Source organism: Geodermatophilus sp. URMC 65 (assembly GCF_053502545.1).
Genome location: NZ_CP199954.1, coordinates 3942517 through 3965978 on the forward strand (window position 1 = coordinate 3942517; position 23462 = coordinate 3965978).

Sequence of the window (23462 nt, forward strand, 5' to 3'; positions counted from 1 at the left end):
CTCCGTACCACCCCGCCCCGGCGCACCGGGGCGCCCAGCACCAGGAGGTCCGATGGCCGACCCGGCCCGCGCCCGCAAGCTCGCGGTGCGCATCCGCCAGATCGTCTCCGCCGCGATCGAGACGCAGATCAAGGACCCGCGGCTCGGCATGGTGACCGTCACCGACGCCCGGGTGACCAGCGACCTGCGTGAGGCGACGGTCTTCTACACCGTCTACGGCGACGCGACGGAGGTCGAGGACTCCGCCAAGGCCCTCACGTCGGCCACCGGCGTGCTGCGCTCGACCGTCGGCAGGCAGACGGGCATCAAGTTCGTGCCCACGCTCACCTTCGTCGCCGACCACGTGCCCGACACCGCGCGCGAGCTGGACGAGGCGCTCGAGCGGGTGCGGCACGCCGACGCCGAGCTCGCCCGCATCCGCGCCGGCGCGACGTACGCCGGTGACGCCGACCCGTACCGCCGTCCCCCCGAGGACGACGACGAGGGAGACTCCGCCGAGGACCGGGCGGAAGGCGGGACTGCCGATGACACCGCCGACGAGCCCATCCACAGCAGGAGCGTGTCATGAGCGAGAACGACCCGGACCCGAACCTGCCGGACGAGGGACAGGGCCGCTCCGAGCTGGGCGGCCGTCCCGAGCCGGACGCCGGCGACCCCACCCGGGGCGGCAAGCGGGGCGAGATCGGCGAGGCGCCGAGCATCGCCTCCGACGAACCCGACGACGGGGAGGGCTACCCGGTCGGCGGCGGGCTGGTGACCGAGGAGGAGAACGCGCCCCCGGCCGCCGACCCCGGCCCGGCGTCGTGACGGTCTCCCTCCCGCGCGGCACGGACCTGACCGACCGGGCTGCTGCCGTCCTCGCCGAGGCGGCCGTGGCCCGGGCCACCGTCGTCCTCTCCGGGCACGTGCAGCCCGACGCCGACGCCCTCGGCAGCACGCTGGCCCTCGCCGAAGGCCTGCGGCGCCGCGGCGCCCGGGTGCTGGCCACGTTCCCCGCCCCGTTCACGCTGCCGGCGTCGCTGGCCTGGCTGCCCGGGGCCGTGGGGCTGGTGCCCTCCTCGGCGGTGCCGGCGTCGCCCGACCTGTTCGTCAGCCTCGACGCCGCCTCGCCGGGCCGGCTCGGTGAGCTGGCCGCCCTGCTGGACGGCGCGGCCACCTCCGTGGTCGTCGACCACCACGCGAGCAACCCCGGCTTCGGCGACGTCCGCGTCGTCGACCCGGCCGCACCGGCGACCGTCGTCCTCGTCGCCGACCTGCTCGACGGTCTCGGCGTGACCCTCGACGAGCGGCTGGCCACCTGCCTCTACGCCGGGCTCACCGCCGACACCGGCTCCTTCCGGTTCGGCAACACCCGCCCCGACACCCACCACCTCGCCGCCCGGCTGCTGGCGACCGGCATCGACCACGCCGCCATCAGCCAGCGGCTGTTCGACACCGCCCCGTTCGGCTGGCTGGGGCTGCTCTCGGTCGTCGCCGGCCGCGCGGTGCTGGAGGCCGAGGTCGGCGCGGGCCTGGTGTGGACCTGGTCGAGCACGGCCGAGGCCGCCGAGCACGGCCTGCCCGGCGAGCAGCTCGAGGCGCTGGTGGACGTCGTCCGCTGCACCCAGGAGGCCGACGTCGCCTGCGTGCTCAAGGGCCAGGACGACGGCTCGTGGTCGGTGTCGTTGCGCTCCCGCGGCGCCACGGACGTCGCCCGCGTCGCCATGGCGCTGGGCGGTGGCGGCCACCGCGCGGCGGCGGGCTTCACCTCGCACGACGACCGCGAGACGACGATGACCCGCATCCGCCAGGAGCTGGCCTCCGGTCGATGACCCGGTCGTCACCCTTCCGGCGAGTTCGCCGGTCTCGCACGGATCCGCCCCCGCAACCGGGCGGGATCGCCGATCTCGCCGCAGCAGGGTCGACGTCCCGGTCTCCCGGCGTCCTCGCCCTCGCGGTCCCGGCCCTCGTCGTGCTGGCCGCGGAGCCGCTGTACCTGCTGGTCGACACCGCCGTCGTCGGGAACCTGGGCACGGTCGCGCTGGGCGGGCTCGCCGTCGGTGGCGGGCTGCTGGCGTGGGCCGCCGCGCTGCTGAACTTCCTCGCCTACGGCACCACCGCCCGCGCCGCCCGCCGCGCCGGTGCCGGCGACCGAGTCGGGGCGGTCGCCGAGGGCGTGCAGGCCACCTGGCTGGCGCTCGCGCTCGGCCTGGCGGTGCTCGCGCTGTTCCAGCTGCTTGCCGGCCCGCTCACCCGGCTGCTCGCCGGCAGCGAGGGACCGGTGGCCGCGGCGGGGGAGAGCTGGCTGCGCGTGGCCTCCCTCGGCGCGCCGCTGCTGCTGGTCTCCCTGGCCGGCAACGGCTGGCTGCGCGGGGTGCAGGAGCTGCGCCGCCCCATGCGCCACGTCCTGGTGGGGAGCCTCGCCAGCCTGGTGCTCTGCCCCCTGCTCGTGCACCCCGCGGGACTCGGGCTGGTCGGCTCGGCGATCGCCAACGTCGCCGGGCAGGCGCTCACCGCCGCCCTCTTCGTCCGCTCGCTGCTGCGCGAGGGTGTCCCCTGGCGGCCCCGCCTCACGGCGCTGCGGGCGCAGTTGGTCATCGGCCGCGACCTGTTGCTGCGGGCCGCCGTCCTGCAGGTGTCCTTCCTCGTGGCGACCGGCGTGGTCGCCCGCGCCGGAACCGCTGAACTCGGTGCGCACCAGATCGCCATCCAGCTGTTCTTCTTCCTCGCCCTGGTGCTCGACGCCTACGCCATCGCCGCGCAGACCCTGGTCGGCCAGGCCCTCGGCGCGGCCCGTCCGGACGCCGCCCGCGAGACCGCGCGACGGGTCACCCTCTGGGGTCTGGGCACCGGCGTGGGGGTCGCGGCCGCGCTGCTGGCGCTGCGGCCGGTGGTGCTGCCGCTGTTCACCGACGACCCCGCGGTCGTGGCGCAGGCGACCGTGGCCTGGTGGTTCCTCGCCGCGATGCAGCCGCTGGCCGGTGTCGTGTTCGCCCTGGACGGCGTGCTGATGGGCGCCGGCGACGTCGGCTACCTGCGCACGGTGACCATCGGAGCGGCCCTCGTCGGCTTCGTCCCGCTGTCGCTGCTCGCCGTCCCGCTGGGCTGGGGGCTGGCCGGTGTGTGGACCGGCCTGACCCTGTTCATCGCGCTCCGGCTGGTCGGTGTGCTCGTCCGGGTGGCGGGTGATCGCTGGCTGCAGGCGCCTGGGACGGTGATGGCGTGAGCAGACGCACGGACGCCGACGTCCCCCCGGGCCTGCTGCTGGTCGACAAGCCCGGCGGCATGACCTCGCACGACGTCGTGGCCCGCGCCCGACGGGTGCTGTCGGTGCGCCGCGTCGGCCACGCCGGCACCCTCGACCCGATGGCCACCGGCCTGCTGGTCCTCGGCGTCGGGACGGCGACCCGGCTGCTCGGGTACGTCGGCGGGCACGACAAGACGTACGAGGCGACCATCCGGCTCGGCCAGACCACCGTCACCGACGACCGCGAGGGCGAGGTCCTCGCCACCACACCGACCGGGCACCTGGACGACGACGCCGTCACCGCCGCCCTGGCCGCGCAGACCGGCCCGCTGCTGCAGGTGCCCTCGTCGGTGAGCGCGGTGAAGGTCGCCGGCCGCCGCTCCTACGACCGGGTGCGCGCCGGCGAGGAGGTCGTGCTCGAACCGCGGGCGGTGACCGTCCACAGGCTCGACGTCCACCGTGTCACCCGCCCCACGCCGGACCTGGTGGACGTCGACGTGACCGTCTCCTGCACCGCAGGCACCTACGTCCGGGCCATCGCGCGCGACGCCGGCGCCGCGCTCGGCGTGGGTGGGCACCTCACCGCGCTGCGCCGCACCGCCTCCGGCCCCTTCACGGTGGCCGGGGCGGTGCCGGTCGAGGAGGCCGGGCAGGCCCTGGCCGCCGGCGGGGGAGCGGGGGTGCTCGGTCTCACCGACGCCGCCCGCGCCGTCTTCCCGGTGCGCACGCTGACCGACGAGGAGTCGCGCGCCCTCGGGTACGGGCAGCTGATCCCGGCCACCGGCACCCCCGGCCTGCACGCCGCGGTGGACGGCGCGGACCGGCTGGTCGCCCTGGTCGAGGACGCCGGTGCCACCGCCCGCGTCGCCGTGGGGTTCCCGCCCGGCTGAGAGAGAACCCCTGCAAGGGGCCGCGGTGGCCCCCCCTGCAGGGTCCCGCCGCGAGCTTGCGAGTGGCCGGGGGGGCAGGAGGGCCCTCTTTCAGCCGCGCGCGACCCGCCCGATCAGCGAGTCGTCGAGGTGCGCCAGCAGGTCGGCCGGGTCGTCGTAGACCTCGTCGGCGCCGGCGTCCTCCAGCTCGGCCCGGGAGATGCCGCCGCAGGTCAGCGCGATGCACGGCAGTCCGGCGTCCCGCGCCGCCCGCACGTCCCACACCGTGTCGCCGACCGCGACGGTGCGCTCGGCGTCCAGCCCGTTGTCGGTGACGGCGGTCTGCAGCAGGTCCGGCGCGGGCTTGGCCGACTCCACGTCGGCCGACGTCGTGGCCCCGTCGACGACGTCCTCGCCCCCGATCGCCGGCACCATCCACTCCAGGTCGGACTCCATGCCGCTGGTCGCCAGCACCACGGCCAGGTCCCGCTCGCGGCACGCGGCGAGCAGCCGGTCCACGCGGGGGAAGGGGACGACCAGCTCCCGCAGCGGCTCGTAGCGCCGTCCCTTGGCCTCAACGACCTGCTCGGTGTCGGGAGCGTCGTCCCCCAGCAGGTGGGTGACCAGCTCGGCGCTGCCGATGCCGATGGCCCGGTGGCAGTCGGCCATCGAGACCTCGGGGTGCCCGGTGTCGCGGAAGGCCTGCCACCACGCGAGGACCTGCAGGTAGTTGGTGTCCAGCAGCGTGCCGTCGACGTCGAGGAGGACGCCGGGCCGCGGCGCCGGTGCGGCAGCGGTCATCGCGCCATCGTCACCCGGGGCCGACCGGCCCGCAGGGGCGCGGGATCGACCGGCCGCCCCGCGGCGTCGCGGGATTGACCGGCCGCCCCGCCGGGAAGGGGGCGTCCATGAGCGTCGTCAAGATCAACGCGATCACCGTGCCCAAGGACAAGCAGGAGCGCTTCGAGGAGCGCTTCAAGGGCCGCGCCGGTGCCGTCGAGAGCACCCCGGGCTTCGAGTGGTTCGAGCTGCTGCGCCCCCTGGAGGGCACCGACCAGTACCTCGTCTACACACGGTGGGAGAGCGAGGAGGCCTACCGGGCGTGGGAGTCCGGTCAGGACTTCGCCCGCGCCCACGAGGGCGGTGGGTCCGAGCTCGCGCCGGCAGCCAGCAACTCCTCCCACCTGTGGTCCTACGAGGTGATCGAGAGCGCGGCACCCGACCGGCCGTGACCGCCCCACAGCGGCCCTCGCCGGTGTGGTCGGGGGCGGAGCTAGGGTGAGCGGGCGGTCCGGCAGCCGCCGGACCGCCCCTCGGATCCGCGCACGCCGCAGGTGGGAGCCATGACCGACACGCTCGCCGACAGCCGTACCACTTCCCGGGTGTTCACCGAGGGCGTGCCGGTGGTCGTGGAGGACGTGCGGCGCCGCCCCGCCGCGGAGCGCGACGCACTGCTCGCCGACCCGGGCTTCGGCCGCTACTTCACCGACTCGATGTTCGTGGCGCGCTACCGCGCCGGCGCGGGCTGGTACGACGCCCGGCTGACCTCCTACGCGCCGCTGCAGGTGGACCCGGCCACCGCCGCCCTGCACTACGCGCAGTCGATCTTCGAGGGGCTCAAGGCCTACGCCCAGCCCGACGGCAGCGTCGCCACCTTCCGGCCCGAGGCCAACGCCGCCCGCTTCGTCCGCGGCGCCAAGCGGCTGGCCATGCCGCCGGTGCCCGAGGAGGCCTTCCTCGCCGCCGTCGACGCCCTCGTCGACGCCGACCGCGACTGGGTGCCCACCGGCCCCGACCAGACCCTCTACCTGCGCCCCTACCAGCTCGCGACCGAGCCGTTCCTCGGCGTCCGCCCGGCGCACGAGTACCTGTTCCTGGTGATCGCCAGCCCGGCCGGCGCCTACTTCCCCCGCGGCGTCCACCCGGTCTCGGTGTACCTGTCGGAGGACTACATCCGGGCCGCGCCGGGCGGCACCGGCGACGTCAAGTGCGCCGGCAACTACGCGGCCAGCCTGCTGGCCCAGGAGCAGGCCATCGACGCCGGCTGCGACCAGGTCGTCTGGCTCGACGCGGTGGAGAAGCGCTACGTCGAGGAGATGGGCGGGATGAACCTGTTCTTCGTCCTCGGCAACGGGGACGACGCCGAGCTGGTCACCCCCGAGCTCACCGGCACCCTGCTGCCCGGCATCACCCGCGACTCGCTGATCACCGTCGCCCGGGAGATGGGCCACCGGGTCACCGAGCGGCGGTTCAGCGTGGAGGAGTGGCGCTCCGGCATCGCTGACGGCACGGTCACCGAGACCTTCGCCTGCGGCACCGCCGCGGTCATCACCCCGGTCGGCGAGGTCAAGGCGCGCACCGGTGACTTCACCGTCGGCAACGGGGAGCCCGGGCCACTGACCATGCGGTTGCGCGAGCACCTGCTCGACATCCAGCACGGCCGGGTGCCCGACACCCACGGCTGGCTGCACCGGGTCGCCTGAGCGGCCCGGACGCATCGACGTGCGCCGGTGGCGGGGGCTCGAGGCGACCCCCGGGGACCTGGGACGCACGGTGGTCACCGTCGGCATGTACGACGGCGTCCACCGTGGTCACCAGCAGCTGATCGGCACGGCCGTGGCGCGGGCCCGCGCGCTGGGCCGGCCCTGCCTGCTGCTCACCTTCGACCCGCACCCCTCCGAGGTGGTGCGGCCGGGGTCGCACCCGGCGATCCTGACCTCGCTGGACCGCAAGGCCGAGCTGGTCGCCGAGCTGGGCGTGGACGAGATGTGCGTCCTGCCGTTCACCCCGGAGTTCATGCGGCTCCCGCCCGGGACGTTCACCCACACCGTGCTGGTGGAGCACCTGCACGCCGCCTCGGTGGTCGTGGGGGAGAACTTCACCTACGGCCACCGGGCGGCCGGCAACGTCACGACGCTCGCGGAGGAGGGGCGGCGCTTCGGCTTCACCGTGGAGCCGGTCCCGCTGGCCGGCGAGTCCTCGGCGGACGGCGAGATCACCCTCTCCTCGACCTACGTCCGCGCCTGCGTCGCGGCCGGGGACATGGTGTCGGCGGCGCGGGCGCTGGGCCGGCCGCACCGCATCGAGGGCGTCGTCGTCCGCGGGGACCGGCGGGGCCGCGAGCTGGGCTACCCGACGGCGAACGTGGAGTCCCCGCCGTTCACCGCGATCCCCGCGGACGGCGTCTACGCCGGCGCTCTGGTGATCCTCGACCCGCGCACCGGGGCCAGCGTGAGCACCTCGCCGGCGGCGATCTCGGTGGGCACGAACCCCACGTTCCAGGGCAGCAGGCGCACGGTCGAGGCGTACCTGCTGGACTTCGACGGCGACCTGTACGGCGAGCACGTCGGGGTGGAGTTCGTGCAGCGGCTGCGCCCGATGGCCGCGTTCTCCGGCGTCGACGAGCTGGTCGCCCAGATGGACCGCGACGTCGCCCGGACCCGCGAGGTCATGGGGGTGGAGCCGCGATGACCCCGGCCGCCTGTTCGGCCCCTGTCCTCAGCCGCCACGGTCGGTCGTCCCGCCCCCACTGGTAGCCTGATCGATGGTCGGGTCGACCCGACCTGTGTGCAGCCTGCCTCCGTGACACAGACCGGGGGCCACACGTGACCTGCCTCCGGAGGCGATCCATGGCGCTCGACAGCGCGACGAAGCAGCAGATCATGACCGAGTACGCCACGGTCGAGAAGGACACCGGTTCGCCCGAGGTGCAGGTCGCGATGCTGACCCGCCGGATCAGCGACCTGACCGAGCACCTCAAGCAGCACAAGCACGACCACCACAGCCGGCGGGGGCTGCTCCTGCTGGTCGGTCGTCGTCGCCGGCTGCTGAACTACCTGGCCAAGACCGACATCAACCGGTACCGGTCGCTCATCGAGCGGCTCGGCCTGCGCCGGTGAACCAGAGGGGACCGTCCCGGCCGGGACGGTCCCCTCTCTCGTGCGGCACCCGCCGCGCGAACCCAGGCAGCGCGCCGGAGGCCCGACGCTGGTCGGTCCTCGGTAGTGGCCCCCGGGCATGCCCCTCCAGGCGAGGGGGAACGTCTCCCGTGGGCTTCGATCGAAGACCGGTCACCCGGGCGCAGTTCGGCGCAGACGCCACAAGAGGACGTCGCCGCATGCGACGTAGGAAGAGGACACCGTGTCCGCACCCACCACCCAGAACAGCACCGTAGCCGCGGAGTTCGACCCCGAGGACGGGGTCACCATCGCCACCGCGGTCATCGACAACGGCAGCTTCGGCAGCCGCACCATCACCTTCGAGACCGGTCGGCTGGCCAAGCAGGCCGCCGGCTCGGTCGTCGTCAGCATGGGTGACACGATGCTGCTGTCGGCCACCACGGCCGGCCGCCAGCCCAAGGAGCACTTCGACTTCTTCCCGCTGACGGTGGACGTCGAGGAGCGGATGTACGCCGCCGGGCGCATCCCCGGCTCGTTCTTCCGCCGGGAGGGCCGTCCGTCCGAGGACGCGATCCTCACCTGCCGGCTCATCGACCGCCCGCTGCGCCCGACCTTCGCCAAGGGCCTGCGCAACGAGGTGCAGGTGGTCATCACCGTCCTGTCGCTGGACCCCGACCACCTCTACGACGTGCTGGCCATCAACGGCGCCTCGGCGTCGACCCAGCTCTCGGGCCTGCCGTTCTCCGGCCCGGTCGGCGGCACCCGCGTCGCGCTCGTCAACGGCCAGTGGGTCGGCTTCCCGACCCACGCCGAGCTCGAGGACGCCGTCTTCGACATGGTCGTGGCCGGCCGCGTCCTCCCCGACGGCGACGTCGCGATCATGATGGTCGAGGCCGAGGCGACCGAGAAGACGATCGAGCTGGTCGCCGGCGGCGCCACCGCCCCGACCGAGGAGGTCGTCGCCCAGGGCCTCGAGGCCGCCAAGCCCTTCATCAAGGCGCTGTGCGACGCGCAGTCGGCGCTGGCCGAGAAGGCCGCCAAGCCGGTCGCGGACTTCCCGCGCTTCCTCGACTACCAGGACGACGTCTACGCCGCCGTTGAGTCCGCCGCCCTGGACCGGCTCACCGAGGCGCAGTCGATCCCGGGCAAGCAGGAGCGCAACGACGCCACCGACGCGCTCAAGGACGAGGTCGTCGCCTCGCTGGCCGAGCAGTTCGCCGGCCGCGAGAAGGAGGTCTCCGCGGCCTTCCGCGCGGTGACCAAGAAGGTCGTCCGGCAGCGGATCCTGCGGGACAAGGTCCGCATCGACGGCCGTGGCCTCACCGACATCCGCCCGCTCTCGGCCGAGGTCGAGGTCATCCCGCGGGTGCACGGGTCGGCGCTGTTCGAGCGTGGTGAGACCCAGATCCTCGGCGTCACCACGCTGAACATGCTCCGCATGGAGCAGCAGCTGGACACGCTCTCCCCGGTGACCCGCAAGCGCTACATGCACAACTACAACTTCCCGCCGTACTCCACGGGCGAGACCGGCCGCGTCGGTTCCCCCAAGCGCCGGGAGATCGGCCACGGCGCGCTCGCCGAGCGGGCGCTGGTGCCGGTGCTGCCCGACCGCGAGGAGTTCCCCTACGCGATCCGGCAGGTGTCGGAGGCGCTGGGGTCCAACGGCTCGACGTCCATGGGTTCGGTCTGCGCCTCGACCCTGGCGCTGCTCAACGCCGGTGTGCCGCTGCGCGCCCCGGTCGCCGGCATCGCCATGGGCCTGGTCTCCGACGAGGTCGACGGCAAGACCGAGTACGTCGCGCTGACCGACATCCTCGGTGCCGAGGACGCCTTCGGTGACATGGACTTCAAGGTCGCCGGCACGCGGGACTTCGTCACCGCGCTGCAGCTGGACACCAAGCTCGACGGCATCCCGTCCGACGTGCTGGCCCAGGCGCTGACCCAGGCCCGCGCCGCCCGGCTGCACATCCTCGACGTGATGAACGAGGCCATCGACGGCCCCGACGAGATGAGCCCCTTCGCCCCGCGGGTGACCACGGTGCGCATCCCGGTCGACAAGATCGGCGCGGTCATCGGCCCCAAGGGCCAGATGATCAACGCCATCCAGGACGAGACCGGCGCGGACATCACCATCGAGGACGACGGCACGATCTACGTCGGCGCCTCCGACGGCCCCTCGGCCCAGGCGGCGGTGGACCGGATCAACGCCATCGCCAACCCGCAGATGCCCAAGGTCGGCGAGCGCTTCCTCGGCACGGTCGTCAAGACCACGCCGTTCGGCGCCTTCGTCTCCCTGCTCCCGGGCAAGGACGGCCTGGTGCACATCAGCAAGCTGGGCGGCGGCAAGCGCATCGGCAAGGTCGAGGACGTGGTCAACGTCGGCGACAAGCTGCAGGTGGAGATCACCGACATCGACGCCCGCGGCAAGATCAGCCTCGTGCCCGTCGCGGCCGATGGGGACGGCGCTGCCGAGGCCGCCCCGGCCGGCGACGCCGCGCCCGCGGAGGCATGACCGAGCTCGCGAGGTCATGCGAGGGCAGGGCACCACTGGGCACGTGTCTGCCGAGCGCCGGCGAGGGGCACACGTGACCACGGACCGGACGCGGGCCCTGACCGCGGCCGGGACGGGCGCCACCGCGTCCGTCCCGGCCCCGGCCGGTCCCGGGGAGACCGTCGTCCTGGACGTCGACGAGTTCGGCGGCCGGGTCGAGCGCACCGAACTGCCCGGTGGCCTGCGCGTGCTGACCGAGACGATGCCCGGGGTGCTGTCGGCGACCATCGGCATCTGGGTCGGCGTCGGCTCGCGGGACGAGACCGACGCCGTCGCCGGCTCCTCGCACTTCCTCGAGCACCTGCTGTTCAAGGGGACCGGCAGCCGCAGCGCGCTGGAGATCGCGACGGCCATGGACGCCGTGGGCGGTGAGATGAACGCCTTCACCGCCAAGGAGCACACCTGCTACTACGCCAACGTGCTCGCCAGCGACCTGCCGCTGGCCGTCACCCTGCTCGGCGACCTTGTCACCGACGCGCTCAACACGGCCGCGGACCTGGAGAGCGAGCGGACGGTGGTGCTCGAGGAGATCGCCATGCGCGACGACGAGCCCTCCGACCTGGTGCACGACCTGTTCGCCGAGACGCTGTTCGGCGGCACCGCCCTGGGTCGGTCGGTGCTGGGCACGGTCGAGTCCATCGAGGCCCTGACCCGGGACGACGTCGACGGCTGGTACCGGCGGCGCTACACCGTCCCCTCGATCGTGGTCACCGCGGCCGGCCGGGTGGAGCACCAGCAGGTGCTGGACCTGGTCACCGCGGCCTTCGGCGACCGGCTGTCGGGTCCGGCGCGTCCGGCACCGCTGCGGCGCGGTGAGGAGGGGGCGACCAGCCCCGCCCGGCCGACCGGGCTGGTGCGGCGCCGCACGGAGCAGACCCACCTGCTGCTCGGCTCGGTGGGGCTCGGCCGGCTCGACGAGCGGCGGTACGCGGCGGCGGTCCTGGAGACCGCGGTCGGTGGGGGCATGAGCTCGCGGCTGTTCCAGGAGATCCGGGAGAAGCGCGGGCTCGTGTACAGCGTCGGCTCGTCGCTGTCGCACTACGCCGGCACCGGGTCGTTCTCCGTCTACGCGGGCTGCTCGCCCAAGCGGGTGCCCGAGGTGCTGCGGCTGGTCCGCGAGGAGCTCGCGCGCGTGGCCGCCGACGGCTTGACCGCCGAGGAGGTCGCGCGGGGACGCGGCCAGCTCAAGGGCGGCCTGGTCCTCGGCCTGGAGGACACCGGCTCGCGCATGAGCCGGCTCGGCAAGAGCGAGCTCTCCTACGGGGAGTACCTGCCCGTGCGCGAGGTGCTCGACCGGCTGGACGGCGTCGACGAGGGCCAGGTCCGCGCGGTCGCCGCCGAGCTGCTCACGCGGGAGACCTGCCTGGCCGTGGTGGGTCCCTACCGCGAGTCGGACCTCGACCGGCTCTGATGGCCCGTTCGCACCCCGCCCTCGCCGTCCACGGCGCGCTCTCCCGCGGCGTGTTCGCCGTCGTCGTCCTGGTGTCGCTGGCGGTGCTCTTCGCTCCTGCGGACGACGTCCCCGCTGCGCCGCCGGGGGTGGACAAGTTGGTGCACCTGCTGCTGTTCGCCGCGCTGGCGGGTAGCGGCAGGTGGGCCGGTGCCCGTACCGGCGTCCTCGGCGTGCTCCTCGTCGTCTACGCCGCGCTCAGCGAGGTGGTCCAGGGGCTGTCGGCGCTGGAGCGGTCGGCGTCGGTGGCCGACTGGGCCGCCGACGTCGTCGGCGTCCTCGCCGGTCTGCTGGCGTGGGCCTGGGCCGGACGGCGCGCCCGGGCCTGACCCAGAAGCGGCCTTGCATCGCGCGCCGGTGGCGTGAAGCCTGACCCGGTGACCACGAGCTCCGCCGCCTCCGACCAGCACGGATCCACCGCTCCCACCGGCGAGACCTCGCTCATCCCCGTCGGCGTCCTGGGCGCCCGCGGGCGGATGGGCACCGAGGTCGTCAAGGCGGTCGATGCCGCAGCGGACCTCGAGCTCGTCGCCATGGTCGACGCGGGGGACTGGTTGTTCGACCTGGCGAACGCCGGCGCTCAGGTGGTCGTCGACTTCACCCGGCCGGACGTCGTCATGGACAACATCCGGTTCTGCATCGACAACAACATCCACTGCGTCGTCGGTACGACCGGCTTCGACGACGAGAAGCTCGCCACCGTCGCCGCGTGGCTCGAACCCAAGCCCGACGTCGGTGTCGTCATCGCCCCCAACTTCGGCATCGGTGCCGTCCTGCTCATGCGCTTCGCCCAGGAGGCGGCGCGCTTCTTCCCGTCCACGGAGATCGTGGAGCTGCACCACCCGAACAAGGTCGACGCGCCTTCGGGCACGGCGGTCCGGACCGCCCGCCTGGTGGCCGCCGCTCGTCGTGCGGCCGGCCTCCCCGCCTCGCCGGACGCCACCACCGACTCGCTCCCGGGCGCCCGCGGTGCCGACGTCGAGGGCGTCCCGGTGCACGCCGTCCGGTTGACCGGTCTGGTCGCGCACCAGGAGGTACTCATGGGCGCGGCGGGGGAGACCCTGACCCTCCGGCACGACTCCTACGACCGGGCGTCCTTCATGCCCGGCGTGCTCCTCGCCGTCCGGGAGATCGGCCGGCACCCCGGCCTGACGGTCGGCATCGAAGGGTTCCTGGGCCTCTGAGGGAGGCCCCCGGCTGCAGGGTCCCGCCCGTCCTCCCACCGCCGGCCGGCTCAGGACCGGGCCCGGGCCCGCGTGTGACGGCCGACGCCCTCCACCGACTTGCGCACCGGCCCCGAGAGTCGTGTATGGTTCTCTACGCGCCGGACGGGCCCGGGAGGGTCGCGGAGAGCACCCCCGGGTGCAGGACTCCGAAGACGGCGTACAGTAGGACAAGCCGCCAGAGACGAAGCCCGAGAGGGTCGAATCTCTGCGCGTCCGCTCCTTGAGAACTCAACAGCGTGCCGAAAGTCAGTGCCATGTATGTGACCCCTTTGTGGGTTTCTTTGGGTTGATTGACATCAAGAGCGTCCAGTTCTTGGTTCTCGGCCTGGTATCAAGTTCATCTACGGAGAGTTTGATCCTGGCTCAGGACGAACGCTGGCGGCGTGCTTAACACATGCAAGTCGAACGGGGCTCATCGCTTCGGTGGTGGGTTCAGTGGCGAACGGGTGAGTAACACGTGGGCAACCTGCCCCCGGCTCTGGGATAACTCCAAGAAATTGGGGCTAATACCGGATGTGACCGCTGGCCGCATGGTCTGGTGGTGGAAAGGGTTTCCGGCTGGGGATGGGCCCGCGGCCTATCAGCTTGTTGGTGGGGTAGTGGCCTACCAAGGCGACGACGGGTAGCCGGCCTGAGAGGGTGACCGGCCACACTGGGACTGAGACACGGCCCAGACTCCTACGGGAGGCAGCAGTGGGGAATATTGCGCAATGGGCGGAAGCCTGACGCAGCGACGCCGCGTGGGGGATGACGGCCTTCGGGTTGTAAACCTCTTTCAGCAGGGACGAAGCCGTGAGGTGACGGTACCTGCAGAAGAAGCACCGGCCAACTACGTGCCAGCAGCCGCGGTAATACGTAGGGTGCAAGCGTTGTCCGGAATTATTGGGCGTAAAGAGCTCGTAGGCGGTTGGTCGCGTCGGCTGTGAAAACCCGGAGCTCAACTCCGGGCCTGCAGTCGATACGGGCCGACTTGAGTGTTGCAGGGGAGACTGGAATTCCTGGTGTAGCGGTGAAATGCGCAGATATCAGGAGGAACACCGGTGGCGAAGGCGGGTCTCTGGGCAACAACTGACGCTGAGGAGCGAAAGCGTGGGGAGCGAACAGGATTAGATACCCTGGTAGTCCACGCCGTAAACGTTGGGCGCTAGGTGTGGGGGCCATTCCACGGTCTCCGTGCCGCAGCTAACGCATTAAGCGCCCCGCCTGGGGAGTACGGCCGCAAGGCTAAAACTCAAAGGAATTGACGGGGGCCCGCACAAGCGGCGGAGCATGTTGCTTAATTCGATGCAACGCGAAGAACCTTACCTAGGCTTGACATGCACGGAAATCCCGCAGAGATGTGGGGTCCGTAAGGGCCGTGCACAGGTGGTGCATGGTTGTCGTCAGCTCGTGTCGTGAGATGTTGGGTTAAGTCCCGCAACGAGCGCAACCCTCGTTCCATGTTGCCAGCGGATAATGCCGGGGACTCATGGGAGACTGCCGGGGTCAACTCGGAGGAAGGTGGGGATGACGTCAAATCATCATGCCCCTTATGTCTAGGGCTGCAAACATGCTACAATGGCCGGTACAAAGGGCTGCGATACCGCGAGGTGGAGCGAATCCCAAAAAGCCGGTCTCAGTTCGGATTGGGGTCTGCAACTCGACCCCATGAAGTTGGAGTCGCTAGTAATCGCAGATCAGCAACGCTGCGGTGAATACGTTCCCGGGCCTTGTACACACCGCCCGTCACGTCACGAAAGTCGGTAACGCCCGAAGCCGGTGGCCCAACCCCTGGTGGGAGGGAGCCGTCGAAGGCGGGATCGGCGATTGGGACGAAGTCGTAACAAGGTAGCCGTACCGGAAGGTGCGGCTGGATCACCTCCTTTCTAAGGAGCACTGGCCGCCACATGCGTGTGGTGGTCCAGAGCCGCGCCCAGCACGTGATGGCGCCCCGGTTGTGGGGTGCCGCGGGTTGTTGGGGTGGTGCTCGAGGGTGGAACGCTGACCAGTTCGGCCGCCGGCCGCTGCCGGCTCTCAGTACGGCGCCGCGTCCCCTCGGGGGCGGGGTGCGGGGAACGGAGTCGGTGGTGGGTGGTGGTGGTAGGCACGCTGTTGGGTCCTGAGGGAGCGGACCCTGCGGGGTGGACGGAGGACCGTCTGCCCGGCGGGGGTCGGTTTCTTCGGTCGGGGCCGTCCGGGTCCTCGTACCACCCGCCGTGTCCTTTCCCGTCGGGGGAGGGGTGGGGTGGGGTTCGGCGGGGCGGGTCCGGATGGTGGCCGGTTGGTCGTTGAGAACTGCACAGTGGACGCGAGCATCTTCTTTGATTGCAGGCCCGCGCAGCGCTGCCCTCGTCGGAGGGCGGTGGTGGGTGGGGTTTGTTGTAGTTGTGTGGCCAAGTTGTTAAGGGCACACGGTGGATGCCTGGGCACCAGGAGCCGATGAAGGACGTAGGAGGCTGCGATAAGCCTCGGGGAGCTGCCAACCGAGCGTTGATCCGAGGATGTCCGAATGGGGGAACCCCGCACCAGTCATGTGGTGTGACCCGCGCCTGAACACATAGGGCGTGTGGAGGGAACGTGGGGAAGTGAAACATCTCAGTACCCACAGGAAGAGAAAACAACCGTGATTCCGTGAGTAGTGGCGAGCGAAAGCGGAGGAGGCTAAACCGTTTCCATGTGATACCCGGCAGGGGTTGTGGGGACGGGGTCGTGGGACCGTTCTGCACGTGCTGCCGCGCGTGCGGGGAGTGAGAAAGTGTGGTCGTTAGTGGAAGGCCTCTGGAAGGGGTCGCCGCAGAGGGTGAGAGCCCCGTACACGAAAACGCCGCACCTCCCGAACGTGTTTCCCAAGTAGCACCGAGCCCGTGGAATTCGGTGTGAATCCGGCGGGACCACCCGCTAAGCCTGAATACTCCCTGGTGACCGATAGCGGACGAGTACCGTGAGGGAAAGGTGAAAAGTACCCCGGGAGGGGAGTGAAATAGTACCTGAAACCGTGTGCCTACAAGCCGTGAGAGCCGTGCTGCCGCACCTCGTGTGCGGGCGGTGATTGCGTGCCTTTTGAAGAATGAGCCTGCGAGTTAGTGGTACGTGGCGAGGTTAACCCGTGGGGGGTAGCCGTAGCGAAAGCGAGTCCGAACAGGGCGATTCTAGTCGCGTGCTCTAGACCCGAAGCCGAGTGATCTACCCATGGCCAGGTTGAAGCGCGGGTAAGACCGCGTGGAGGACCGAACCCACCAGGGTTGAAAACCTGGGGGATGAGCTGTGGGTAGGGGTGAAAGGCCAATCAAACTCGGTGATAGCTGGTTCTCCCCGAAATGCATTTAGGTGCAGCGTCGCGTGTTTCTTGCCGGAGGTAGAGCACTGGATGGCCGATGGGCCCCACAAGGTTACTGACGTCAACCAAACTCCGAATGCCGGTAAGTGAGAGCGCGGCAGTGAGACTGCGGGCGATAAGGTTCGTAGTCGAGAGGGAAACAGCCCAGATCATCGGCTAAGGCCCCTAAGCGTGTGCTAAGTGGAAAAGGATGTGGGATCGCAGAGACAACCAGGAGGTTGGCTTAGAAGCAGCCATCCTTGAAAGAGTGCGTAATAGCTCACTGGTCAAGTGGTTCCGCGCCGACAATGTAGCGGGGCTCAAGCACACCGCCGAAGCCGTGGCACTCACACGACAGCCCGCCGTCAGATTTCGGTCTGCCGGCCAGGTGTGTGGGTGGGTAGGGGAGCGTCGTGTGGCGGGTGAAGCGGCGGAGGAATCCAGCCGTGGACGCCACGCGAGTGAGAATGCAGGCATGAGTAGCGAGAGGGGAGTGAGAACCTCCCCCGCCGGAAGACCAAGGGTTCCTGGGCCAGGCTAATCCGCCCAGGGTGAGTCGGGACCTAAGGCGAGGCCGACAGGCGTAGTCGATGGACAACGGGTTGATATTCCCGTACCCGCGAAGGAACGCCCATGCTGAACCCAGTGATGCTGACCGCCCGACGCCGGCCGATCCACTTGTGGAGAGGTCGGTCGAGCGCGGGACCCGAGCTGGTAGTAGGCAAGCGATGGGGTGACGCAGGAAGGTAGTCCTACCGGTGAGTGGTAGTACCGGTGCAAGGGTGTGGCCCGTGCCATAGGCAAATCCGTGGCGCACGAGGGTGAGGCCTGACGCATAGCCGATTGCGGTGAATGGGATGATCCTATGCTGCCGAGAAAAGCCTCTAGCGAGTTCCGAGCGGCCCGTACCCCAAACCAACTCAGGTGGTCAGGTAGAGAATACCGAGGCGATCGAGCGAACTGTGGTTAAGGAACTCGGCAAAATGCCCCCGTAACTTCGGGAGAAGGGGGGCCCTCGTCCGTGAACCGCCGTGCGCGGGGCAGCGGGTGGGGGCCGCAGAGACCAGTGAGAAGCGACTGTTTACTAAAAACACAGGTCCGTGCGAAGTCGTAAGACGAGGTATACGGACTGACGCCTGCCCGGTGCTGGAACGTTAAGGGGACGGGTTAGCCGCAAGGCGAAGCTCAGAACTCAAGCGCCAGTAAACGGCGGTGGTAACTATAACCATCCTAAGGTAGCGAAATTCCTTGTCGGGTAAGTTCCGACCTGCACGAATGGCGTAACGACTTCTCAGCTGTCTCAACCACAGGCTCGGCGAAATTGCACTACGAGTAAAGATGCTCGTTACGCGCGGCAGGACGGAAAGACCCCGGGACCTTCACTACAGCTTGATATTGGTGTTCGGTTCGGCTTGTGTAGGATAGGTGGGAGACTGGGAAGCGGACACGCCAGTGTTCGTGGAGTCGCCGTTGAAATACCACTCTGGTCGAATTGGATGTCTAACCTCGGTCCGTGATCCGGATCAGGAACAGTGTCAGGTGGGTAGTTTAACTGGGGCGGTTGCCTCCCAAAATGTAACGGAGGCGCCCAAAGGTTCCCTCAGCCTGGTTGGCAATCAGGTGTCGAGTGCAAGTGCACAAGGGAGCTTGACTGTGAGACCGACGGGTCGAGCAGGAGCGAAAGCTGGGACTAGTGACCCGGCACCGGCAGGTGGAAGCGGTGTCGCTCAACGGATAAAAGGTACCCCGGGGATAACAGGCTGATCTTCCCCAAGAGTCCATATCGACGGGATGGTTTGGCACCTCGATGTCGGCTCGTCGCATCCTGGGGCTGGAGTAGGTCCCAAGGGTTGGGCTGTTCGCCCATTAAAGCGGTACGCGAGCTGGGTTTAGAACGTCGTGAGACAGTTCGGTCCCTATCCGCCGTGCGCGTAAGAGACTTGCGAAGAGCTGTCCCTAGTACGAGAGGACCGGGACGGACGAACCTCTGGTGTGCCAGTTGTACCGCCAGGTGCACTGCTGGTTGGCTACGTTCGGCAGGGATAACCGCTGAAAGCATCTAAGCGGGAAGCTCGCTTCAAGATGAGGTCTCTCACCCAGTCAATGGGGTAAGGCCCCCGCCCAGACCAGCGGGTTGATAGGCCGGAGGTGGAAGCACCGCGAGGTGTGTGAGCTGACCGGTACTAACAGGCCGAGGGCTTGACCACACGACCTACACCCGATCCCACGCACATCCCGTGCGGGCACCGGATCGAAGACTGCTGCACCACCCACGCGTCCACTGTGCGGTTCTGAACGCACCAACCGGGGAATTGCCCCGGGTTGGTCAGGTTCACCGTGTTACGGCGGCCATGGCGAGAGGGAAACGCCCGGTACCATTCCGAACCCGGAAGCTAAGCCTCTCAGCGCCGATGGTACTGCCCCGGAGACGGGGTGGGAGAGTAGGACGCCGCCGGACAACCATCCCATGAAGGGCCCTCACCACACGGTGAGGGCCCTTCATGCACCACCGGCGGAAAAACTGCCGCGGCAGGACGAACAGTCACCGGCGAGCGCGCGGCTCCCTCGTCGTCGCCCCGACGTTGTCGGCCAGCCACGCGTTGAGCCCGGTCAGGTCCCGCCAGGAGGTCCGGACCTCCTCGAGCGCCCGGCGCTCTTGCAGCCAGTCCGCGGGCTCCCAGTGTCTGCTCGCGTACAGCGACTTGTGCCGGAGCAGGGCGGCGCGTTCGCCGTCCCGGTCGAAGCCGGAGGGCACCCGCACGAGCCGCTCGCCGTCGATGGACCACCCGGCCGCGGCCAGCCGGTCCACCTCGGCCTGGAGTCGCGGACCCTGCACCTCGTCGGCGACCGCCCGGCGGTACCGGGCCACCTGGTCGGACTCCAGCCGCCAGCAACCTCCGGCGACCATCAGCCCGTCGGCCGACACCTGCACGTACCAGGCACCCGCGCCACGGCCGGCGGGGTTGACGACCGCACCCTGGTGGGTCTTGTACGGCGTCTTGTCGTTGCTGAAGCGCACGTCCCGGTAGGGCCGGAAGAGCTTGGGGCTGCCGAACTCGCCCGCCAGCTCGTCGAGCAGCGCCTGCATCGGCGCCCGCACGCACTCGTCGTACACCGGACGGTGGCGGATCCAGTAGGTCTTGCTGTTGTCGGCCTCCAGGCCCTCGTAGAAGACCAGCCCCTCGTCGGGGAAGCCCTGGAACGTCATCGGTCCTCGTCCGCCTCCTCGAGCAACGTGTGCCAGCGAACCTCGCGCAGCGGCGTCCCACCGGTGTCCAGCGTGCGCGCCCAGCCGTCGCGCGCCCAGCCCGCCGACTCGAAGAAGCCCGCGGACACCGCGTCCTGTTCCGGCAGCCAGACCTGCAGCCGCACCGTCCCGTCGGCTCGGGCGAGGTCGGTGACGGCGGCCAGCAGCCGGCTGCCGTGCCCCCGCCGTCCCCACCGTGGCTCCACCAGCAGGGTGGCGACCTCGCCGCTGGGTCCCGCCGGGTGGGGGCGCTCGTCCCCGGCGAGCTCCGCCGGGCCGTACGCGGTGAAGCCGACCACCCGGTCCTGCTCGACGGCTACCAGGACGCCGTGGCCCGGGGTGGGCGGCGCGGCGATCGCGGTCCGCCACGTGTCCGCGGCCCCTGCCTCGTCCCAGCCGTCGAGCACCTCGGCCGGGAGGACGGCCCGGTAGGCGGTCCGCCAGGTCACCGCCTGCACGCGGGCGATGTCCGGGGCGTCGGCGGGCCGGGCCGGGCGGACCGACACCTCCGCGGTCCCCGACCGGCGGGGGAACGGCGAGGTCGGTTGCACGCCAGGCAGCGTAGGCCGCGGCGGGGTGGACCTCCGGGTGTCAGGGGCCCCGGGCAGGATCGGCGGCCGTGGGGACACCCGTCGTCGAGCGGCTGCCGGCCGCGCTGGCCCGTCGCATCGCCCTCGCCGCGCAGGGCTTCGCCGACCCTCGACCGCCAGGCGCCGTCGACGGCCGGCAGCTGCGCCGGATGACGGCCCGGCTGGCGGTGCTGCAGATCGACTCGGTGAACGTGCTGTCCCGCGCGCACTACCTGCCCGCGTTCAGCCGGTTGGGCCCCTACCCGCGCCAGGCGCTCGACGACCTGGCCGGCCGCCGGCGGGAGCTCTTCGAGTACTGGGCGCACGAGGCCTCGCTGTTGCCGGTCCGGCTGCACCCGCACCTGCGGTGGCGCATGGCGGCGGCGGAGGAGCACGCCTGGGGCTCGATGGTCCGGATCCAGCGGGAGCGGCCGGGTTACGTCAGCGAGGTGCTCGAGCGGGTACGGGGGGCCGGCCCGCTCAAGGCCAGCGACCTGGCCGAGCCGCGACCGGACCGGCCCGGCAGCATGTGGAACTGGCACGCCGGCAAGGTCGCCCTCGAATGGCTCTTCTACACCGGCGTGATCACCACCCGGGGCCGGACGGCGGGCTTCGAGCGGGTCTACGACCTCACCGAGCGGGTGCTGCCGGCCGCCGTCCTGCAGACCCCCACCCCGGAACCGGCCGACGCCGTCCGCGAGCTGGTGCGCACCGCCTCGCGCGCCCTGGGGGTCGCCACCGAGCGGGACCTGCGCGACTACTTCCGGCTCCGTCCGCCGGCAGCGCGAGCGGCGATCGCCGAACTGGTCGACGCCGGTGAGCTCCTGCCCGTCGAGGTGACCGGCTGGGGCGCCCCCGCGTGGCTGCACCCGCAGGCGCGTCGCCCCCGCTGGATACGGGCGCGGGCGCTGGTGAGCCCCTTCGACTCCCTGGTCTGGGAGCGGCCACGGGTGGCACGCGTCTTCGACTTCCGCTACCGACTGGAGATCTACACGCCGGCCGCCCAGCGCGTGCACGGCTACTACGTGCTGCCGTTCCTCCTCGGCGACCGGCTGGTCGCCCGCGTCGACCTCAAGGCCGACCGGCAGGCCGGCGTGCTGCGGGTGCAGGCGGCGTTCGCCGAGGACGGCGTGGACCGGACCGACGTGGCCGTACCCCTCGCCGAGGAACTGGCGCTCATGGCCGGCTGGATGCAGCTGGACGCCGTGGTCGTGGGGGAGCGCGGGGACCTGGCCGCCGAGCTCGCGGCCGCCGTGGGCCCGTTCGTCCCCTAGTCGGGCAGGCCGGCCAACCGGGAGACGAGGGCCAGACCCGCGGGCCCACCGGGCCATGCCCGCCGCACCGCCGGCGCCCCCGACACCCGCACCACCGAGCGCAGCGCCAGGGCCACGACGACCACGTCGTCGGCGTAACCGAGGACCGGGACGACGTCGGGTACCAGGTCCACCGGCGAGAGCAGATAGGCCAGCAGCAACCACAGCCGCACCCGGACGCCTCGCGGCAGGGACCGGTCCGCGGCGAGCCGACGCACCAGCCGCACCAGGTCCGGCAGCAGCCGCAGCGCCTCGCGGACGGTGAGGTCCGGTGGGCGTGCCCGCCACAGCAGCAGGAGCACCACGCCCCAGAGCAGGAGCAGTCCCGCTCCCACCGACAGCACCAGCTCCAGCCACCTCACGTGCTCCAGTGTGGTCGGTGGCTCCGCCTACCCTGGACCGGGCAGTCGACGACGAGGGGAACGGGTCTGGTGGGCACGAACGCTCCGGAGATGGACGCAGTGCGGGTCGACACCCAGTACGAGGACCTGCTGCGCCGGGTGCTCGAGCAGGGCACGCCGAAGTCCGACCGGACGGGCACCGGCACGGTGAGCCTGTTCGGCGAGCGGCTGCGCTACGACCTCTCCGAGCGGTTCCCGCTGGTCACCACCAAGTCGGTGCACTTCCGGTCGGTCGTCTACGAGCTGCTGTGGTTCCTCCGCGGTGACAGCAACGTGCGCTGGCTGCAGGAGAACCGGGTCAGCATCTGGGACGAGTGGGCCTCGCCGGAGGGGGAGCTCGGCCCGGTCTACGGCGTGCAGTGGCGGTCCTGGCCGACGCCAGGCGGCGAGCACGTCGACCAGATCGCCGGGGTCCTCGAGACGCTGCGCACCGACCCGGACTCGCGGCGCATGGTCGTCTCGGCCTGGAACGTGGCCGCGCTGCCGGAGATGGCGCTCGCGCCGTGCCACGCGCTGTTCCAGTTCCACGTCGCCGACGGGCGGCTGTCCTGCCAGCTCTACCAGCGCAGCGCCGACATGTTCCTCGGCGTGCCGTTCAACATCGCCAGCTACGCGCTGCTCACACGGATGGTCGCCGACCAGGTGGGCCTGGCCCCCGGCGACTTCATCTGGGTCGGCGGCGACTGCCACGTCTACAGCAACCACGTCGACCAGGTGCGCGAGCAGCTCTCCCGCGAGGTGCTGCCCTTCCCGACGCTCGACCTGGCCCCGGCGCCGTCGCTGTTCGACTACACCTACGAGCACTTCACCCTGCGCGACTACCGGCACCACCCGGCGATCCGCGCCGCGGTGGCGGTCTGAGGCGCGGGTGGGCGGGAGCGGGGTGCTCGGTCTGGTCTGGGCGCAGGCCCGCGGCGGGGTGATCGGCGCCGACGGCCGGCTGCCGTGGCACCTGCCCGAGGACCTGCGCCTGTTCCGCGAGCTCACCACCGGCTCCACCGTGGTCATGGGCCGGCGCACCTGGGAGTCCCTGCCCGAACGGTTCCGGCCACTGCCCGGACGGCGCAACGTCGTCCTCACCACCGACCCCTCGTGGGTCGCCGACGGCGCGGAGCGGGCCGGCGACGTGGCGCAGGTGCTGGCGCACGACGACGCCGGCGACCTCTGGGTGATCGGCGGCGGCCGGGTCTACGCCGCGTTCCTCCCGTACGCCGACCGGGTGGTCGTCACCGACGTCGACACCGAGGTCGAGGGCGACACCTGGGCGCCGGCGCTGGGCCCGGGGTGGACGCGGGTGTCGCGCACCCCGGGCACCGGATGGGCGACGTCCACCACCGGTCTGCGGTACGCGGTGTCGGAGTACGCGCGCGCATCGACCGACGCCGACGTGTCGCCCGGGTCGGGTCGGTAGATTCT

20 protein-coding genes and 3 rRNA genes are annotated in these 23462 nt (G+C 71.0%); 19 read left to right on the forward strand and 4 right to left on the reverse strand.

Going from position 1 to position 23462, the window contains the following annotated elements; genetic code table 11:
• The first annotated feature begins 52 nt into the window (after positions 1–52).
• From rbfA to truB, 5 genes are all read left to right on the forward strand, one after another.
• A complete protein-coding gene (gene rbfA / locus ACWIX7_RS19130; RefSeq protein WP_448617994.1) occupies positions 53–568 on the forward strand; it encodes a 30S ribosome-binding factor RbfA in 516 nt (171 codons plus the stop codon).
• On the forward strand, positions 565–807 hold the full coding sequence (locus ACWIX7_RS19135) for a hypothetical protein (RefSeq protein WP_448617995.1): 243 nt from the start codon (positions 565–567) through the stop codon (positions 805–807). The genes rbfA and ACWIX7_RS19135 overlap by 4 nt, the downstream gene beginning before the upstream one ends.
• Positions 804–1811, forward strand: coding sequence for a DHH family phosphoesterase (locus ACWIX7_RS19140; RefSeq protein ID WP_448617996.1), 1008 nt, complete (start codon positions 804–806; stop codon positions 1809–1811). The genes ACWIX7_RS19135 and ACWIX7_RS19140 overlap by 4 nt, the downstream gene beginning before the upstream one ends.
• A 140-nt stretch (positions 1812–1951) precedes the next feature.
• Positions 1952–3205 carry an MATE family efflux transporter gene (locus ACWIX7_RS19145; RefSeq protein WP_448617997.1) on the forward strand — a complete coding sequence of 418 codons (1254 nt, stop codon included), beginning with the start codon at positions 1952–1954 and terminating at the stop codon, positions 3203–3205.
• A complete protein-coding gene (gene truB / locus ACWIX7_RS19150; RefSeq protein ID WP_448617998.1) occupies positions 3202–4116 on the forward strand; it encodes a tRNA pseudouridine(55) synthase TruB in 915 nt (304 codons plus the stop codon). The genes ACWIX7_RS19145 and truB overlap by 4 nt, the downstream gene beginning before the upstream one ends.
• Before the next feature lie 90 nt (positions 4117–4206).
• Here truB and ACWIX7_RS19155 read toward each other — a convergent pair whose 3' ends face one another.
• Positions 4207–4896, reverse strand: coding sequence for an HAD family hydrolase (locus tag ACWIX7_RS19155; protein WP_448617999.1), 690 nt, complete (start codon positions 4894–4896; stop codon positions 4207–4209).
• A gap of 107 nt (positions 4897–5003) precedes the next feature.
• On the opposite strand from ACWIX7_RS19155, the gene ACWIX7_RS19160 reads away from it, so the two are divergent.
• The 11 genes from ACWIX7_RS19160 to rrf all read left to right on the forward strand — a co-directional run bounded on the left by ACWIX7_RS19160 (position 5004) and on the right by rrf (position 18974).
• Positions 5004–5327, forward strand: coding sequence for an antibiotic biosynthesis monooxygenase family protein (locus ACWIX7_RS19160; RefSeq protein ID WP_091445711.1), 324 nt, complete (start codon positions 5004–5006; stop codon positions 5325–5327).
• Positions 5328–5438: 111 nt separating this feature from the next.
• Complete coding sequence (locus ACWIX7_RS19165; protein WP_448618000.1) at positions 5439–6578, forward strand: branched-chain amino acid aminotransferase; 1140 nt, start codon at positions 5439–5441, stop codon at positions 6576–6578.
• A 19-nt stretch (positions 6579–6597) separates the two neighbouring features.
• Positions 6598–7566, forward strand: a complete 969-nt coding sequence (locus ACWIX7_RS19170; protein ID WP_448618001.1) for a bifunctional riboflavin kinase/FAD synthetase — start codon at positions 6598–6600, stop codon at positions 7564–7566.
• A gap of 158 nt (positions 7567–7724) precedes the next feature.
• A complete protein-coding gene (gene rpsO, locus ACWIX7_RS19175) occupies positions 7725–7994 on the forward strand; it encodes a 30S ribosomal protein S15 (protein ID WP_072920360.1) in 270 nt (89 codons plus the stop codon).
• Between the two features lie 241 nt (positions 7995–8235).
• Positions 8236–10506 carry a polyribonucleotide nucleotidyltransferase gene (locus ACWIX7_RS19180; protein WP_448618002.1) on the forward strand — a complete coding sequence of 757 codons (2271 nt, stop codon included), beginning with the start codon at positions 8236–8238 and terminating at the stop codon, positions 10504–10506.
• A 73-nt stretch (positions 10507–10579) separates the two neighbouring features.
• Positions 10580–11956, forward strand: coding sequence for a M16 family metallopeptidase (locus tag ACWIX7_RS19185; protein WP_448618003.1), 1377 nt, complete (start codon positions 10580–10582; stop codon positions 11954–11956).
• Positions 11956–12324, forward strand: coding sequence for a VanZ family protein (locus ACWIX7_RS19190; protein WP_448618004.1), 369 nt, complete (start codon positions 11956–11958; stop codon positions 12322–12324). Before ACWIX7_RS19185 ends, ACWIX7_RS19190 begins: the two co-directional genes overlap by 1 nt.
• A 48-nt stretch (positions 12325–12372) precedes the next feature.
• Positions 12373–13179, forward strand: a complete 807-nt coding sequence (gene dapB / locus ACWIX7_RS19195; protein WP_448618005.1) for a 4-hydroxy-tetrahydrodipicolinate reductase — start codon at positions 12373–12375, stop codon at positions 13177–13179.
• Between the two features lie 382 nt (positions 13180–13561).
• A 16S ribosomal RNA gene (locus tag ACWIX7_RS19200) occupies positions 13562–15086 on the forward strand.
• Between the two features lie 505 nt (positions 15087–15591).
• Positions 15592–18723, forward strand: a 23S ribosomal RNA gene (locus tag ACWIX7_RS19205).
• Positions 18724–18857: 134 nt separating this feature from the next.
• A 5S ribosomal RNA gene (rrf, locus tag ACWIX7_RS19210) occupies positions 18858–18974 on the forward strand.
• The 16S, 23S and 5S rRNA genes sit together here, the layout of an rRNA operon.
• A gap of 84 nt (positions 18975–19058) precedes the next feature.
• Here the strand turns inward: rrf and ACWIX7_RS19215 are convergent.
• The gene (locus ACWIX7_RS19215; protein WP_448618006.1) at positions 19059–19724 is read right to left on the reverse strand and encodes a DUF2461 domain-containing protein; all 666 of its coding nucleotides are present in this window, start codon (positions 19722–19724) and stop codon (positions 19059–19061) included.
• Positions 19721–20314 carry an N-acetyltransferase family protein gene (locus ACWIX7_RS19220; protein WP_448618007.1) on the reverse strand — a complete coding sequence of 198 codons (594 nt, stop codon included), beginning with the start codon at positions 20312–20314 and terminating at the stop codon, positions 19721–19723. Before ACWIX7_RS19220 ends, ACWIX7_RS19215 begins: the two co-directional genes overlap by 4 nt.
• A 68-nt stretch (positions 20315–20382) precedes the next feature.
• Between ACWIX7_RS19220 and ACWIX7_RS19225 the strand changes: the two genes are divergently transcribed.
• A complete protein-coding gene (locus ACWIX7_RS19225) occupies positions 20383–21606 on the forward strand; it encodes a winged helix-turn-helix domain-containing protein (protein WP_448618008.1) in 1224 nt (407 codons plus the stop codon).
• Here the strand turns inward: ACWIX7_RS19225 and ACWIX7_RS19230 are convergent.
• Positions 21603–22007: a DUF1232 domain-containing protein gene (locus tag ACWIX7_RS19230; RefSeq protein ID WP_448618009.1), complete on the reverse strand. Its 405-nt coding sequence runs from the start codon at positions 22005–22007 to the stop codon at positions 21603–21605. The genes ACWIX7_RS19225 and ACWIX7_RS19230 overlap by 4 nt on opposite strands.
• Before the next feature lie 90 nt (positions 22008–22097).
• Between ACWIX7_RS19230 and ACWIX7_RS19235 the strand changes: the two genes are divergently transcribed.
• Complete coding sequence (locus ACWIX7_RS19235) at positions 22098–22907, forward strand: thymidylate synthase (RefSeq protein ID WP_448618010.1); 810 nt, start codon at positions 22098–22100, stop codon at positions 22905–22907.
• A gap of 22 nt (positions 22908–22929) precedes the next feature.
• A complete protein-coding gene (locus ACWIX7_RS19240) occupies positions 22930–23457 on the forward strand; it encodes a dihydrofolate reductase (RefSeq protein WP_448618011.1) in 528 nt (175 codons plus the stop codon).
• The last annotated feature ends 5 nt before the right edge of the window (positions 23458–23462 follow it).